Source organism: Streptomyces sp. NPDC004126 (assembly GCF_050275515.1).
Taxonomy (GTDB): Bacteria; Actinomycetota; Actinomycetes; order Streptomycetales; family Streptomycetaceae; genus Streptomyces.
Window position 1 is genome coordinate 1 of the sequence record NZ_JBNNPF010000029.1, and the last position, 13,951, is coordinate 13,951.

General features: G+C 72.6%; 16 protein-coding genes. 15 read left to right on the top strand and 1 reads right to left on the bottom strand.

Features of this window, described 5'->3' with window-relative positions; all coding sequences use genetic code 11:
- The 10 genes from lepB (ACQKM2_RS25230) to ACQKM2_RS25275 all read left to right on the top strand — a co-directional run.
- Nucleotides 1–871, top strand: an 871-nt coding sequence (lepB, locus tag ACQKM2_RS25230; RefSeq protein ID WP_427713532.1) for a signal peptidase I, incomplete at its 5' end; no start/stop codon positions are given.
- Nucleotides 872–985: 114 nt separating this feature from the next.
- Nucleotides 986–1,885: a signal peptidase I gene (lepB, locus tag ACQKM2_RS25235; protein WP_427713535.1), complete on the top strand. Its 900-nt coding sequence runs from the start codon at nt 986–988 to the stop codon at nt 1,883–1,885.
- Nucleotides 1,886–1,929: 44 nt separating this feature from the next.
- Complete coding sequence (lepB, locus tag ACQKM2_RS25240; protein WP_427713538.1) at nt 1,930–2,700, top strand: signal peptidase I; 771 nt, start codon at nt 1,930–1,932, stop codon at nt 2,698–2,700.
- On the top strand, nt 2,690–3,190 hold the full coding sequence (locus tag ACQKM2_RS25245) for an NUDIX hydrolase (RefSeq protein WP_427713540.1): 501 nt from the start codon (nt 2,690–2,692) through the stop codon (nt 3,188–3,190). The genes lepB (ACQKM2_RS25240) and ACQKM2_RS25245 overlap by 11 nt, the downstream gene beginning before the upstream one ends.
- Nucleotides 3,191–3,245: 55 nt before the next feature.
- Nucleotides 3,246–3,566: a DUF2469 domain-containing protein gene (locus ACQKM2_RS25250; RefSeq protein ID WP_007266836.1), complete on the top strand. Its 321-nt coding sequence runs from the start codon at nt 3,246–3,248 to the stop codon at nt 3,564–3,566.
- Between the two features lie 116 nt (nt 3,567–3,682).
- Nucleotides 3,683–4,063, top strand: a complete 381-nt coding sequence (locus ACQKM2_RS25255) for a YraN family protein (RefSeq protein WP_427713543.1) — start codon at nt 3,683–3,685, stop codon at nt 4,061–4,063.
- The gene (locus ACQKM2_RS25260) at nt 4,063–5,685 is read left to right on the top strand and encodes a YifB family Mg chelatase-like AAA ATPase (protein ID WP_427713545.1); all 1,623 of its coding nucleotides are present in this window, start codon (nt 4,063–4,065) and stop codon (nt 5,683–5,685) included. Before ACQKM2_RS25255 ends, ACQKM2_RS25260 begins: the two co-directional genes overlap by 1 nt.
- Nucleotides 5,682–6,863 (top strand): DNA-processing protein DprA, encoded by a 1,182-nt coding sequence (gene dprA / locus ACQKM2_RS25265; protein ID WP_427713548.1) that lies wholly within the window; start codon nt 5,682–5,684, stop codon nt 6,861–6,863. The genes ACQKM2_RS25260 and dprA overlap by 4 nt, the downstream gene beginning before the upstream one ends.
- Nucleotides 6,864–7,072: 209 nt before the next feature.
- Nucleotides 7,073–7,909, top strand: coding sequence for an RNA polymerase sigma factor WhiG (gene whiG / locus ACQKM2_RS25270; RefSeq protein ID WP_125594831.1), 837 nt, complete (start codon nt 7,073–7,075; stop codon nt 7,907–7,909).
- Nucleotides 7,910–7,993: 84 nt separating this feature from the next.
- Complete coding sequence (locus tag ACQKM2_RS25275) at nt 7,994–8,551, top strand: TetR/AcrR family transcriptional regulator (RefSeq protein ID WP_427713698.1); 558 nt, start codon at nt 7,994–7,996, stop codon at nt 8,549–8,551.
- Here the strand turns inward: ACQKM2_RS25275 and ACQKM2_RS25280 are convergent.
- Nucleotides 8,541–9,098: a M23 family metallopeptidase gene (locus ACQKM2_RS25280; RefSeq protein WP_427713551.1), complete on the bottom strand. Its 558-nt coding sequence runs from the start codon at nt 9,096–9,098 to the stop codon at nt 8,541–8,543. The genes ACQKM2_RS25275 and ACQKM2_RS25280 overlap by 11 nt on opposite strands.
- Nucleotides 9,099–9,349: 251 nt before the next feature.
- On the opposite strand from ACQKM2_RS25280, the gene rpsB reads away from it, so the two are divergent.
- The 5 genes from rpsB to ACQKM2_RS25305 all read left to right on the top strand — a co-directional run bounded on the left by rpsB (nt 9,350) and on the right by ACQKM2_RS25305 (nt 13,857).
- A complete protein-coding gene (gene rpsB / locus ACQKM2_RS25285; RefSeq protein ID WP_401246426.1) occupies nt 9,350–10,216 on the top strand; it encodes a 30S ribosomal protein S2 in 867 nt (288 codons plus the stop codon).
- Nucleotides 10,217–10,350: 134 nt separating this feature from the next.
- Nucleotides 10,351–11,187: a translation elongation factor Ts gene (tsf, locus tag ACQKM2_RS25290; RefSeq protein WP_427713554.1), complete on the top strand. Its 837-nt coding sequence runs from the start codon at nt 10,351–10,353 to the stop codon at nt 11,185–11,187.
- Nucleotides 11,188–11,349: 162 nt separating this feature from the next.
- Complete coding sequence (gene pyrH, locus ACQKM2_RS25295) at nt 11,350–12,129, top strand: UMP kinase (RefSeq protein WP_007266845.1); 780 nt, start codon at nt 11,350–11,352, stop codon at nt 12,127–12,129.
- Between the two features lie 94 nt (nt 12,130–12,223).
- A complete protein-coding gene (gene frr, locus ACQKM2_RS25300) occupies nt 12,224–12,781 on the top strand; it encodes a ribosome recycling factor (RefSeq protein ID WP_007266846.1) in 558 nt (185 codons plus the stop codon).
- On the top strand, nt 12,781–13,857 hold the full coding sequence (locus ACQKM2_RS25305; protein ID WP_427713557.1) for a phosphatidate cytidylyltransferase: 1,077 nt from the start codon (nt 12,781–12,783) through the stop codon (nt 13,855–13,857). The genes frr and ACQKM2_RS25305 overlap by 1 nt, the downstream gene beginning before the upstream one ends.
- Nucleotides 13,858–13,951: the final 94 nt, after the last annotated feature.

Here is a 13,951-nt window from a genome sequence, read left to right on the forward strand (position 1 = left end):
TGATCGCGAAGACGTAGCCGATCGGGCCGAGGCCGGCGGCGAGGATCATGCCGAGGACGCCGGGGCTGCCGCGGGCGAGGAGTCCGTGGAGCCCGGCGGGCGGGCCGAGCGGCGCCGGCTGGCGCGCAAGGTACGCCGCCGCAGGCGCACCCGCCGCGTGGGCGAGCTGCCGCTGCTGGTGGCGGTGGCGCTGTGCATAGCCCTGGTGCTCAAGACCTTCCTGGTGCAGGCCTTCTTCATCCCCTCCGGCTCCATGGAGCAGACGATCCGGATCGGGGACCGGGTGCTGGTGGACAAGCTGACCCCGTGGTTCGGCTCGAAGGTCCAGCGGGGCGACGTCGTCGTGTTCAAGGACCCGGGCGGCTGGCTCAAGGGCGAGGCCGCGCAGCCCGAACCGGACCCGGCGGGCGTCAGGCAGATCAAGCAGGCCCTGACCTTCATCGGCCTGCTGCCCTCGGCGGACGAGCAGGATCTGATCAAGCGGGTCATCGGCGTCGGCGGCGACACGGTCAAGTGCTGCGACGCCCGGGGACGGGTGACCGTCAACGGGACGCCGCTCGACGAGCCTTACGTGTCACCCGGCAACGCCCCCTCCGAGATCCGATTCGAGGTCCGCGTACCGGCCGGGCGGATCTTCGTCATGGGCGACCACCGCGCCAATTCGGCCGACTCCCGCTACCACCTCGACGAGGCCTTCGAGGGCACCATCGACGAGAAGAACGTGGTCGGGCGGGCGGTGGTGATCGCCTGGCCCTTCGACCACTGGCGCGGACTCGACCAGCCGGCGACCTTCCTGCAGGTGCCGGATCCCGTGCGGGGCGGACGGCGGCGCGGGCCCCGTCGGCGCCGTCGGGGCACGCCCTTCGCATAGTGTGGCCCTGGTCTCCCGCGCCTAAGGGAACTCCCGCTCGTTAGGGGAGGGGAGGGCCCGTTCCTGTTCCGGTCCGGGCAGCGGTTTTCCGAGTGAGGAGTGGATGTGGGGGACGTGGCGGTAGGCGCACGATCCGGACGCGATGAGGGCGAGGAGCGGCCGGACGACGCCGTCGGGCACGAGACCGAGGAGGAGGGCGCCGAGGCGGAGAAGCCGCAGCGTTCCTTCTGGAAGGAGCTCCCGCTCCTCATCGGTATCGCCCTGCTGCTGGCCCTGCTGATCAAGACCTTCCTGGTGCAGGCGTTCTCGATCCCGTCCGACTCGATGCAGAACACCCTGCAGCGCGGTGACCGGGTGCTGGTGGACAAGCTCACCCCGTGGTTCGGTTCGGAGCCCGAGCGCGGCGAGGTCGTGGTCTTCCACGACCCGGCGAACTGGCTGGCGGGGGAGCCCACCCCGGAGCCCAACTTCGCGCAGACGATCCTGAGCAAGATCGGCCTGATGCCGTCCGCCGACGAGAAGGACCTGATCAAGCGGACCATCGCCATCGGCGGGGACACCGTGGAGTGCAAGAAGGGCGGCCCGGTCGTCGTCAACGGCAAGGCGCTGGACGAGCCGTACATCTTCCCTGGCAACAGCGCCTGCGACGACTTCCCCTTCGGCCCGATCACCGTGCCCAAGGGCAAGATCTGGGTGATGGGCGACCACCGGCAGAACTCCCAGGACTCCCGCTACCACCAGCAGGACTCCACCCAGGGCTTCGTCCCGGTCAAGGACGTCGTCGGGCGGGCCGTGGTGGTGGCGTGGCCCATCACCCGCTGGTCCACCCTCCCCGTCCCGGACACCTTCGACCAGCCGGGCATCGGCAAGCAGCCCCCGGCACCGCTGCACTCGCCGCAGGCGAGCGGCGCGGGCACGGCGGGGGTCACCCCGGCCGCGCTGGGGCTCGTCGGGGCGGTTCCGCTGGTCATGTGGCGCAGGCGGAGGCTGACCAAGGGGCGTACCGCCCGGTAGGGTGCCGCCCAGGTCGACGATCTCCGAGGCATGGGGGCGCTGCAATGGGCGGAACGCAGGCAAGAACGCAGGCAATACGCGCGCGCAGGGATGGCCGCGGCGGCCTCGGCAACACGTTGTCGGGGATCGCCGTGGCCATCGGCTTCGTGCTCTTCCTCGGCGGCTTCATCTGGGGCGCCGTGGTGTACCAGCCGTACACGGTGCCGACGGACTCGATGGTGCCGACGGTGCGGCCGGGCGACCGGGTGCTGGCGCAGCGCATCGACGGCGGCCAGGTGCGGCGCGGTGACGTGGTCGTCTTCACCGACACCGTGTGGAGCAACTCGCCCATGGTCAAGCGGGTCGTGGGCGTCGGCGGCGACACCGTCTCCTGCTGCGGCCAGGGCGGCCGGGTGACCGTGAACGGCCGGCCGCTCGACGAGCCGTACGTGGACCGCGAGGGCGACGGCGCGGCGGCCGCGGGGACGACCACGTTCGAGGTGAAGGTGCCCGAGGGCAACCTCTTCCTGATGGGTGACCGGCGCGGCGGCTCCCTGGACTCCCGGGCGCACCTCCAGGACGCCGGCCAGGGGACGGTGCCCCGGTCCGCGGTCTCCGCCCGGGTCGACGCCCTCGCGTGGCCGTCCGCGGGGATGCTGGAGCGGCCGCAGGTCTTCGCCGCCCTGCCCGGCGGTGTCTCCGCACCCGGCCCGCTGCGGCTCCAGGTGACGGCGGTGCTGGCCGGCGCGGCCCTGGTGGTGCTCGGCGGCGCCTACGGGCCGCTGGCGCGGCTCCTGGGGCGCGGGCGCGGGAGGGCGGGCTCCGATGGCCGCTGAGTCGTCCGGAGCGCCGCGGAAGGTCTCGCGGCTGGTCCTGCTCGACCCCGAGGACCGGATCCTGCTGCTGCACGGCTTCGAGCCGGACGATCCCGCCGACGACTGGTGGTTCACGCCCGGCGGGGGCCTGGAGGGCGCCGAGAGCCGGGAACAGGCCGCACTGCGGGAACTCGCCGAGGAGACCGGGATCACAGAGGTGGAACTGGGGCCCGTGTTGTGGCACCGGTACTGCTCCTTCCCCTTCGACGGCAGGCGCTGGGAGCAGGACGAGTGGTACTTCCTGGCCCGTACCGCCCAGACCGACACGGTGCCGGGCGGCCTGACGGAGCTGGAGCGGCGCAGCGTCACCGGGGCCAGGTGGTGGACCTCCGAGGAACTCCTCGCGGCCCGTGAGACGGTGTACCCGACCAGACTGGCCGAGCTGCTCCGGACGCTGCTCGACGACGGTCCTCCGGGCGCTCCGGTGGTCCTCGCCCCGGAAATCGTTTAGGGGCGTACGGCGCTGGCGCACAATAGGGGGACGCACGGCTGAAGGGGAACATGCCATGAGCGCCGAGGACCTCGAGAAGTACGAGACCGAGATGGAGCTGAAGCTCTATCGCGAGTACCGCGACGTCGTCGGGCTGTTCAAGTACGTGATCGAGACCGAACGACGTTTCTACCTCACCAACGACTACGAGATGCAGGTGCACTCGGTCCAGGGCGAGGTCTTCTTCGAGGTCTCCATGGCCGACGCGTGGGTCTGGGACATGTACCGGCCGGCCCGCTTCGTCAAGCAGGTCCGCGTGCTGACCTTCAAGGACGTGAACATCGAGGAGCTCAACAAGAGCGACCTCGAACTGCCGGGCGCCGACCTCCCGGGCTGATCCGCGGACCGGTTCACCCGCGGGGGTGAGCCGGTTGTCCACAACGCGCCGGTTGTCCACCAAGATCCACTCGCTGCGCCCGGAACCGGGACCGTCGGCGGTGGAGGTGGTGCCGGATGAACGCGAAGGACGCGACGAGCGCAGCACGGCAGGCGTTGGGGCGCTACGGCGAGGAGCTCGCCGCGCGGAGGCTGACCGAATCCGGGATGACGGTGATCGCCAGGAACTGGCGGTGCCGCGCCGGAGAGATCGACATCGTCGCCCGCGACGGGGACGCCCTCGTCGTGTGCGAGGTCAAGACGCGCCGCATGGGCGCGTTCGAACATCCCATGGCCGCCGTCCGGGCCGGCAAGGCCGAGCGGCTGCGCGGGCTCGCCGGGCGGTGGCTCGCCGACCACGGGGGCCCGCCGCCGGGCGGGGTGCGCATCGACCTCGTCGGAGTCCTCCTGCCCCGGCGCGGCGCGCCCGTGGTGGAGCACGTCAGGGGGGTGGCCTGATGGGGTTCGCGCGGGCCTGCTCGGTGGCCCTGGTGGGCGTCGAGGGCGTACTGGTGGAGGTGCAGGCCGACCTGGAGCCCGGGGTGGCGGCCTTCACACTGGTGGGACTGCCGGACAAGACCCTGGTCGAGAGCCGCGACCGGGTCCGGGCGGCGGTGGCGAACTCGGGCGCCCCCTGGCCGCAGAAGAAGCTCACGGTCGGGCTCAGCCCGGCCTCCGTGCCGAAGTCCGGCGCCCATTTCGACCTGGCCGTCGCCGCGGCCGTGCTGGGGGCCGCCGAGGCCGTCGACCCCGGCAGGATCGCCGACCTCGTGCTCATCGGGGAGCTGGGCCTCGACGGCCGGGTGCGTCCGGTGCGGGGGATCCTGCCGGCCGTGCTCGCCGCCGCCGAGGCCGGGTACCGGCAGGTGGTGGTGCCGCAGCAGTGCGCCGCCGAGGCCGCCCTGGTCCCGGACGTCTCGGTGCTGGGCGTGCGCAGCCTGCGGCAGCTGATCGCGGTGCTGACCGACGGGGAGGTGCCCGAGGAGGATCCCCCGCCGGAGGCCGGGCGCCCCGACCCGATGCTCGCCGGGCTGGTCGTCCCCGGCGCCGCGCTCGGGACGGGCCTGACGGGCCGGGGAGACGCCGCGGACTTCCCCGACCTCGCCGACGTCGCCGGGCAGCAGGGCGCCCGCAGGGCCCTGGAGGTGGCCGCCTCGGGGGGCCACCACCTCTTCCTCAGCGGGCCCCCGGGCGCGGGCAAGACGATGCTCGCCGAGCGGCTGCCCTGGCTGCTGCCGCCGCTCACCCGACAGGACTCCCTGGAAGTGACGGCCGTCCACTCGGTCGCGGGAATCCTGCCGCCCGGCGAACCGCTGGTCGGCAGGCCCCCGTACTGCGCCCCGCACCACTCCGCGACCATGCAGTCGCTGGTCGGCGGCGGGGCCGGGATCCCCAGGCCCGGGGCGGTCTCCCTGGCCCACAGGGGGGTGCTCTTCCTGGACGAGGCCGCCGAGTTCAGCGGCAAGGTGCTGGACGCCCTGCGGCAGCCCCTCGAAGCCGGACACGTGGTCATCGCCAGGGCCGCCGGGGTGGTACGGCTGCCCGCCCGGTTCCTGATGGTCCTCGCCGCGAACCCCTGCCCCTGCGGCCGCCACACCCTGACCGGGTCCGGCTGTGAATGCCCCGCCTCGGTGGTCCGGCGCTACCAGGCCCGGCTGTCCGGGCCGCTGCTCGACCGGGTCGACCTGCGGGTCGAGGTGGAGCCCGTCACCCGCTCCGACCTGCTGGGCCGCGGCGGCCGGGGGGAGTCCACCGCCGCCGTCGCCGACCGGGTCCGCGGGGCCCGCGACCGGGCCGCCGCCCGGCTCGCCGGCACCCCGTGGCGGCTCAACTCCGAGGTGCCCGGGCACGAGCTGCGCACCCGCTGGCCCGCCGGCCCCGGCGCCCTGGCGCTGGCCGAGCGGGACATGGAGCGCGGACTGCTCACCGCGCGGGGGCTGGACCGGGTGCTGCGGGTCGCCTGGACCGTCGCCGACCTGCGGGGCCGCGACCGCCCCGACGCGCTGGACGCGGCCGTCGCGCTGGAACTGCGCACCGGGATCGCCCGGGGCGCCGCCCAGGCCGTGGGGGCGGGACCGTGAGCGCCGGGGCCCCGCCCGACCCGGAGCTCCTGGCCCGGGCCGCGCTGACCCGGGTGCTGGAGCCCGGGGACGAGCACGGCGGACGCTGGATCCGCGAACTCGGGGCCGCCGCGGTGATGCGGCTCCTGACCGGCCCCGGCCCGGAGCCGGGCCCGCTGACCGGCGTGGGGCCCGAGCGGCTCGCCGGGTACCGCAGGCGGGCCGCCGTCGCGGAGCCGCTGCGGGACCTGGCGAGCGCCGCCGGCGCGGGCGTCCGCTTCGTGTGCCCCGGCTCCGCGGAGTGGCCGAGCCAGCTGGACGACCTCGGCGACGCCCGGCCCGTCGGCCTCTGGCTGCGGGGCCGCCCCCACCTGCGGACCTGGGCCCTGCGCTCGGTCGCCGTGGTCGGGGCCCGGGCGTGCACCCCGTACGGGGCCCACATGGCGCAGACCCTGGCCGCCGGGCTCGCCGAGCGCGGCTGGGTGGTCGTCTCCGGGGCGGCGTACGGGATCGACGGCGCGGCCCACCGCGGGGCCCTCGGCGCGGGCGGAGCCACCGCGGCGGTCCTGGCCTGCGGGGTGGACACCGTCTACCCGCGCGGGCACGCCGGACTCCTGGGCCGGATCACCGGCCAGGGGCTGGTCCTGGGCGAACTGCCGCCCGGCAGTCACCCCACCCCGAGCCGGTTCGTGCTGCGCAACCGGGTCATCGCCGCCCTCACCCGGGGGACCGTCGTCGTGGAGGCCGCCCTGCGCAGCGGCTCCCTCGTCACCGCCCGCCGGGCCCAGGAGCTGGGCCGCCTCACCATGGGCGTGCCCGGCCCCGCCACCAGCGGCCTCTCGGCCGGGGTGCACGAGCTGCTGCGGGGCGAGGCGGCGCTCGTCACCGACGCCGACGAGATCGTCGAACTCGTCGGCGACATGGGCGAACTGGCCCCCGCCCGGCGCGGCCCGGTCCACGCCCGCGACCTGCTGGCCCCCGGCGCCGCGCGGGTACTGGAAGCGCTCCCCGCGGGACGGCCGGCGGGCCTCGACGAGATCGCCCTCGCCGCGGCCGCCGGCACCGATGAAGTCATCGGCAGACTGTACGAACTTCACTCTCTGGGGTTCGTCGAACGGCAGGGCGACGGCTGGCGGTTGACCCCGCGGACGTCGCGAGAGGGGGTGCAATCCGGAGCCGACCGGCGAGGCGGTCGTTGACCTGGGGCGTTCCGGTGAAAGAGTGACGGCGATGACAGACGCGGTCCTCCCGGTGGCAGTCGCCGGGACCGTGCGCGAGGCGCCGGTCCCGGGCCGCCCGCGCGAGGGCGGACGCCCCTGGGCCCCTGCGCCATCCCGTACTCTTCGCGCACCGCGACACTTCCGTCACGCTACGCTCCCAAGGAATCCCGCTCCGGCAAAGGCGAAGCATGCCCCAGCACACCTCAGGGTCCGACCGCGCTGCGGTGCCCCCCGCTGCCCGCGGCAGTGTGCGGTCCACCGCGCCCTCGTCCCTGGAGGTGCTCTGGCGCTCATACAAGGACTCGGGCGACGAACGGCTGCGGGAGCAGCTGATCCTGCACTACTCGCCCCTGGTGAAGTACGTCGCCGGCCGCGTCAGCGTGGGCCTGCCGCCCAACGTGGAGCAGGCCGACTTCGTCTCCTCCGGCGTCTTCGGGCTGATCGACGCGATCGAGAAGTTCGACATCGAACGCTCCATCAAGTTCGAGACGTACGCCATCACCCGGATCCGCGGCGCGATGATCGACGAGCTGCGCGCGCTGGACTGGATCCCGCGCTCCGTGCGGCAGAAGGCGCGGGCCGTCGAGCGCGCCTACGCGACGCTGGAGGCCCAGCTGCGGCGCACCCCGACGGAGGGTGAGGTGGCCGGGGAGATGGGCATCGCGGTGGAGGAACTCCACACGGTGTTCAGTCAGTTGTCCCTGGCCAACGTGGTCGCCCTGGAAGAGCTGCTGCACGTGGGCGGGGAGGGCGGCGACCGCCTCTCCCTGATGGACACCCTGGAGGACACCGCCGCCGACAACCCGGTCGAGGTGGCCGAGGACCGGGAGCTGCGCCGGCTGCTCGCGCGGGCCATCAACACCCTCCCGGACCGGGAGAAGACCGTGGTGACCCTCTACTACTACGAGGGCCTGACCCTCGCCGAGATCGGCAACGTGCTGGGCGTCACCGAGAGCCGGGTCAGCCAGATCCACACCAAATCCGTGCTCCAGCTGCGGGCCAAGCTCGCCGACGTCGGCCGCTGAGCCGCCGGCGGCCCCGCCGGCGGGCCGACACCCCTTGCGGGACCTCCGTACAGTGGTGACGTGCCCAGGATTCGAGCGGCCTCCGTGGCCGAGCACCGGTCGATGCAGCGCGGCGCCCTGTTGGACGCCGCCCGTGCCCTGTTGTCCGAAGGCGGGACGGAAGCCCTGACCTTCCCCGCCCTCGCGGAGCGGACCGGGCTCGCCCGGTCGTCCGTGTACGAGTACTTCCGGTCCCGCGCGGCCGTCGTCGAAGAGCTGTGCGCGGTGGACTTCCCCGTCTGGGCCGCCGAGATCGAGGCGGCGATGGAGCGTGCGACCACGCCGGAGACGAAGATCGAGGCCTACGTGCGCACCCAGCTGGGGCTGATCGGGGACCGGCGCCACCGCGCGGTGGTGGCGATCTCCGCCGGCGAGCTGGACGCCGGCGCGCGGGAGAAGATCCGCGCCGCCCACGGCGGCCTGGTGGCGATGATCGTCGAGGCCCTGGGCGCCCTCGGGCTGCCGGAGCCCAGGCTGTCCGCGATGCTGCTCCAGGGCGTGGTGGACGCCGCGGCCCGCCGGATCGAGCTCGGCGCCGCCGAGGACCCGGCCGTGATCACCGAGACCGCCGTCTCCATGGCCCTGCGGGGCGTCACCGCCTGAAGGGGTCCGGCAGCAGCCGGGGCGTGGGCGCGGGCAGCAGGGCCAGCGGGTTCAGATAGGCGTCCTCGCCCGCCAGCAGGCCCCAGTGCAGACAGGGGCCCGGGCAGTGGGAGCCCTCCGTGAGCACCGCCACCACCTGCCCCGCCTCGACCGCCTCCCCCTGCGCCACCAGCGGACGCACCGGCTCGTACGTGGTGCGCAGCCCGCCCGGCAGGGTGAGCGAGAGCACCCCGCGCCCCGCCACCCGCCCCGCGTAGTGCACCCGCCCGGGCCCCACGGCCCGCACCTGCGCCCCGGCCGGCGCCGCCAGGTCCACACCGCGGTGCCCGGCCGCGTACGGGGTCGGCGGCGGGTCCCACCAGCGCGCCACCGACAGCGGCGCGGGCAGCGGACGTGCGCCCCGCACCCCGCCCGCCGCGCCCCCGCCGCGCACCGGTGCGACGGGCGTGGACGGGGCGGGATACGGGGCCGCCGGCCCGGGGGCGGGCAGCGGCGCGGGCAGCGGACCGGGCAGTGCCAGAAGCAGGATGAGCAGCAGTTTCGTCATGCCAGGCAGCATCCCGCGCGGGCGGCCCGCCCGGTCCGCCCCTGTGGACGGCCGAGGAGGTGTGGACAACGGCGTCACCCGGCATACCGCCGGGTCCCGTACACTTCTTGTGGCGATCCGGGTCACCGGGTCGACTTCGCACGCCCCAGCGCCGACCGGGTTCCGGTCAGGTGAAAGCGTCTCTCGGTCCCTCAAGGGGCAGGGCGCGGCGGGGCGTCAGGAACCAAAACCGAGAAACCAAGGAGATGGCCATGGCCGTCGTAACGATGCGGGAGCTGCTGGAGAGCGGCGTCCACTTCGGTCACCAGACCCGTCGCTGGAACCCGAAGATGAAGCGCTTCATCTTCACCGAGCGCAACGGCATCTACATCATCGACCTGCTCCAGTCGCTGTCGTACATCGACCGCGCCTACGAGTTCGTGAAGGAGACCGTCGCGCACGGCGGCTCCATCATGTTCGTCGGTACGAAGAAGCAGGCGCAGGAGGCCATCGCCGAGCAGGCGACCCGCGTCGGCATGCCGTACGTCAACCAGCGCTGGCTGGGTGGCATGCTCACCAACTTCTCCACCGTCTACAAGCGCCTCCAGCGTCTGAAGGAGCTTGAGGCGATCGACTTCGAGGACGTCGCCGCCTCGGGTCTCACCAAGAAGGAGCTCCTGGTCCTCTCCCGCGAGAAGGCCAAGCTGGAGAAGACCCTCGGTGGTATCCGCGAGATGTCGAAGGTTCCCAGCGCCGTCTGGATCGTCGACACCAAGAAGGAGCACATCGCCGTCGGTGAGGCGCGCAAGCTGCACATCCCGGTCGTCGCGATCCTCGACACCAACTGCGACCCCGACGAGGTCGACTACAAGATCCCGGGCAACGACGACGCGATCCGCTCCGTCACCCTGCTCACCCGCGTGATCGCCGACGCCGTCGCCGAGGGCCTCATCGCCCGCTCCGGCGCCGCGACCGGCGACTCGAAGCCGGGCGAGAAGGCCGCCGCCGAGCCGCTCGCCGAGTGGGAGCGCGACCTGCTCGAGGGCGAGAAGAAGGCTGACGCCGAGGCCCCCGCGGCCGAGGCCCCGGCCGCCGAGGCTGTCGTCGAGGCCCCGGCCGCCGACGCCGAGCAGGCCTGACCCACTGAGAGCGCCCGGCGTTCACTCGCCGGGCACTCGCAGCACGGACGATGACGGCGGGGGAGCCGCGCCACGAGCGCGCTCCTCCGCCGTTCACCCGTAGATCTACGACTTCGAGAGAGAATCACAGACTCATGGCGAACTACACCGCCGCTGACGTCAAGAAGCTCCGCGAGCTCACCGGCGCCGGCATGCTGGACTGCAAGAACGCGCTCGTCGAGGCCGACGGTGACGTCACCAAGGCCAACGAGATCCTGCGCGTCAAGGGCCTGAAGGGCGTCGCCAAGCGCGAGGGCCGTTCCGCCGAGAACGGTGCCGTCACCTCCCTGATCTCCGAGGACGCCACCTCCGGCGTGCTCGTCGAGCTCAAGTGCGAGACGGACTTCGTGGCCAAGAGCCCGAAGTTCCTGGCCGTTGCCGACCAGCTCGCCGCCCACGTGGCCGCCACCAAGCCCGCCGACATCGCGGCGCTGCTGGCGTCCGAGATCGAGGCCGGCAAGACCGTCCAGGCGTTCGTGGACGAGGCCAACGCCAACCTCGGCGAGAAGATCGTCCTGGACCGCTTCGCGGCGTACGAGGGTGCCTTCGTGGCCTCCTACATGCACCGCACCATGCCCGACCTGCCCCCGCAGATCGGTGTCCTGGTCGAGCTGGACAAGGCCGACGCCGACCTGGCCAAGGGCATCGCCCAGCACATCGCCGCCTTCGCGCCGAAGTACCTCACCAAGGAGGACGTGCCGGCCGAGATCGTCGAGTCCGAGCGCCGCGTCGCCGAGGAGACCACCCGCGCCGAGGGCAAGCCCGAGGCCGCGATCGCCAAGATCGTCGAGGGTCGCGTCAACGGCTTCTACAAGGACGCCACGCTGCTCGGCCAGCCGTACGCGCTGGACAACAAGAAGTCCGTCCAGAAGGTTCTGGACGAGGCCGGTGTCACCCTGAAGGCGTTCACCCGCATCAAGGTCGGCATCTGAGTCCGTCCGTACGCGACGGACACCGGACCCCTATAGGGTCTGAAGCAGTCGTCCGTGCTTGCGCAGGACGACCGCAGATCTGACGAGGAGGCCATTGCCGCAGAGGGAACCGCGAGGACCCACCGGCAATGGCCTTCTTCGTATGTGCACGAGGAGATCTCCATGAATCAGGGCGTGGACCCCCACACCGCATCCGACGACAAGAGCGACCACGAGAAGAAGGGTCGCCGCTTCATGCTGAAGCTGTCCGGCGAAGCCTTCTCCGGCGGCGGCGGACTGGGTGTCGACCCCGACGTCGTGCACGCCATCGCCCGCGAGATCGCGGCCGTGGTCCGCGACGGGGCCGAGATCGCGGTCGTCATCGGCGGCGGCAACTTCTTCCGCGGCGCGGAGCTTCAGCAGCGCGGCATGGACCGGGCCCGGTCCGACTACATGGGCATGCTCGGGACTGTCATGAACTGCCTCGCCCTCCAGGACTTCCTGGAGAAGGAGGGCATCGACAGCCGGGTCCAGACGGCCATCACCATGGGGCAGGTCGCGGAGCCGTACATCCCGCTGCGCGCCGTCCGCCACCTGGAGAAGGGCCGCGTCGTCATCTTCGGCGCGGGCATGGGCATGCCCTACTTCTCCACCGACACCACGGCCGCCCAGCGCGCCCTGGAGATCGACGCCGAAGCCCTCCTCATGGGCAAGAACGGTGTCGACGGGGTCTACGACTCCGACCCGAAGACCAACCCGGACGCGGTGAAGTTCGACGCGCTGGAGTACAGCGAGGTGCTGTCCCGGGACCTCAAGGTCGCCGACGCCACGGCCATCACGCTGTGCCGTGACAACCAGCTGCCGATCCTGGTCTTCGAGCTGCTCGCCGAAGGCAATATCGCCCGTGCCGTCAAGGGTGAGAAGATCGGCACGCTCGTGAGCGACCAGGGCACCCGGGCCTGAGCCCACCGAGCCGGACCCGCAGGGGTCCGGTCCGGGCGGCCCGGACCGCCCGTGTCCGCCTGAACCATCCATATCTGACATGCAGGAGCACGTGGTGATCGAAGAAATCCTCCTCGAGGCCGAGGAGAAGATGGAGAAGGCCGTCGTCGTCGCCAAGGAAGACTTCGCCGCGATCCGCACCGGTCGTGCGCACCCGGCGATGTTCAACAAGATCGTGGCGGACTACTACGGCGCCATCACGCCCATCAACCAGCTCGCCTCCTTCGCCGTGCCCGAGCCGCGCATGGCGATCGTGACGCCGTTCGACGCCTCCGCGCTGCGCAACATCGAGCAGGCGATCCGCGACTCCGACCTCGGTGTCAACCCGAGCAACGACGGCCGCATCATCCGGGTGACCTTCCCGGAGCTGACGCAGGACCGCCGCAAGGAGTTCATCAAGGTCGCCAAGACCAAGGCCGAGGACTCCCGGGTCTCCATCCGCTCCGTGCGCCGCAAGGCCAAGGACGCCCTCGACAAGCTGGTCAAGGACAAGGAGGCCGGCGAGGACGAGGTGCGCCGCGCCGAGAAGGAGCTCGACGACACCACCGCGAAGTACGTCGCGCAGGTGGACGAGCTGCTCAAGCACAAGGAATCCGAGCTCCTCGAGGTCTGATGAACGACTCTCCCTGGGCCGCTGAGCCGGTTCCGGCGGGTCCCGCATACGATGCGCTGGTGGGCCCGCAGACTGCGCCCATGCCCATCGTGCCCGATGCCGCCGGCCGTGCCTTCGACGACCGGGAAGCACGCGATCGGGGGGCCGCCTTCGCCGGCGGCCCCCCGTTCCGCGCCGAGACGCCGTTGCAGGAGCCCATGCCCAGCCCCCCGCCCCCGCCTCCGCAGGCCCCGCAGGACGCCTCGCCCCCGCCGCAGAAGAAGCGCGCGGGGCGGGATCTGCGTGCCGCCATAGGGGTCGGCGTCGGCCTCGGTGCGGTGATCTTCGCTTCGCTGTTCATCGTCAAGGCCGTCTTCGTCGGCGTCGTCGTCGTCGCGGTCGTGGTCGGCCTGTGGGAGCTCACCTCCCGGCTCCAGGAGAAGAAGGGCATCAAGGCCCCGCTGGTCCCGCTCGCGGTCGGCGGCGCGGCGATGATCATCGCCGGGTACGTCCGCGGGGCCGAGGGCGCCTGGGTGGCGATGGCGCTCACCGCGCTGGCGGTCCTCGTGTGGCGGATGACCGAGCCCCCCGAGGACTACCTCAAGGACGTCACGGCCGGCGTTTTCGCGGCGTTCTACGTGCCCTTCCTGGCCACCTTCGTCGCGATGCTGCTGACCCCCGACGACGGTCCGCAGCGGGTGGTGACCTTCCTGCTGCTGACCGTGGTCAGCGACACCGGGGCGTACGCGGTCGGCTGGCGCTTCGGCAAGACCAAGCTGGCCCCGCGCATCAGCCCCGGCAAGACCCGCGAGGGGCTCTTCGGAGCGGTGGCCTTCGCGATGGCGGCCGGCGCCCTGTGCATGGAGTTCCTCATCGACGGCGGCGCCTGGTGGCAGGGCCTGCTGCTGGGCCTCGCGGTGGCGGTCTCCGCCACCCTGGGCGACCTCGGCGAGTCGATGATCAAGCGTGACCTGGGCATCAAGGACATGGGCACGCTGCTCCCGGGCCACGGGGGCATCATGGACCGGCTGGACTCGCTGCTGCCGACGGCTCCGGTGGTCTGGCTGCTGCTGGCGGCGTTCGTGGGCACGGGCTGACCGGTCCGGGCCGGGTTATCCTGGAGGGCGCGCCACGTGGTACCCGCTCGCCTTCGACCCGCTGAACCGGCCCGGGGCGCAGGCCGTCTCGCTG

Bases quoted from the DNA above. Each gene is read 5' to 3' on its own strand.
- tsf (WP_427713554.1), top strand. From the start codon at position 10,351: ATGGCGAACTACACCGCCGCTGACGTCAAGAAGCTCCGCGAGCTCACC.
- pyrH (WP_007266845.1), top strand. From the start codon at position 11,350: ATGAATCAGGGCGTGGACCCCCACACCGCATCCGACGACAAGAGCGAC.
- ACQKM2_RS25255 (WP_427713543.1), top strand. From the start codon at position 3,683: ATGAACGCGAAGGACGCGACGAGCGCAGCACGGCAGGCGTTGGGGCGC.
- ACQKM2_RS25245 (WP_427713540.1), top strand. From the start codon at position 2,690: ATGGCCGCTGAGTCGTCCGGAGCGCCGCGGAAGGTCTCGCGGCTGGTC.
- rpsB (WP_401246426.1), top strand. From the start codon at position 9,350: ATGGCCGTCGTAACGATGCGGGAGCTGCTGGAGAGCGGCGTCCACTTC.
- ACQKM2_RS25305 (WP_427713557.1), top strand. From the start codon at position 12,781: ATGAACGACTCTCCCTGGGCCGCTGAGCCGGTTCCGGCGGGTCCCGCA.
- ACQKM2_RS25260 (WP_427713545.1), top strand. From the start codon at position 4,063: ATGGGGTTCGCGCGGGCCTGCTCGGTGGCCCTGGTGGGCGTCGAGGGC.
- ACQKM2_RS25280 (WP_427713551.1), bottom strand. From the start codon at position 9,098: ATGACGAAACTGCTGCTCATCCTGCTTCTGGCACTGCCCGGTCCGCTG.
- lepB (WP_427713538.1), top strand. From the start codon at position 1,930: ATGGGCGGAACGCAGGCAAGAACGCAGGCAATACGCGCGCGCAGGGAT.
- ACQKM2_RS25250 (WP_007266836.1), top strand. From the start codon at position 3,246: ATGAGCGCCGAGGACCTCGAGAAGTACGAGACCGAGATGGAGCTGAAG.
- whiG (WP_125594831.1), top strand. From the start codon at position 7,073: ATGCCCCAGCACACCTCAGGGTCCGACCGCGCTGCGGTGCCCCCCGCT.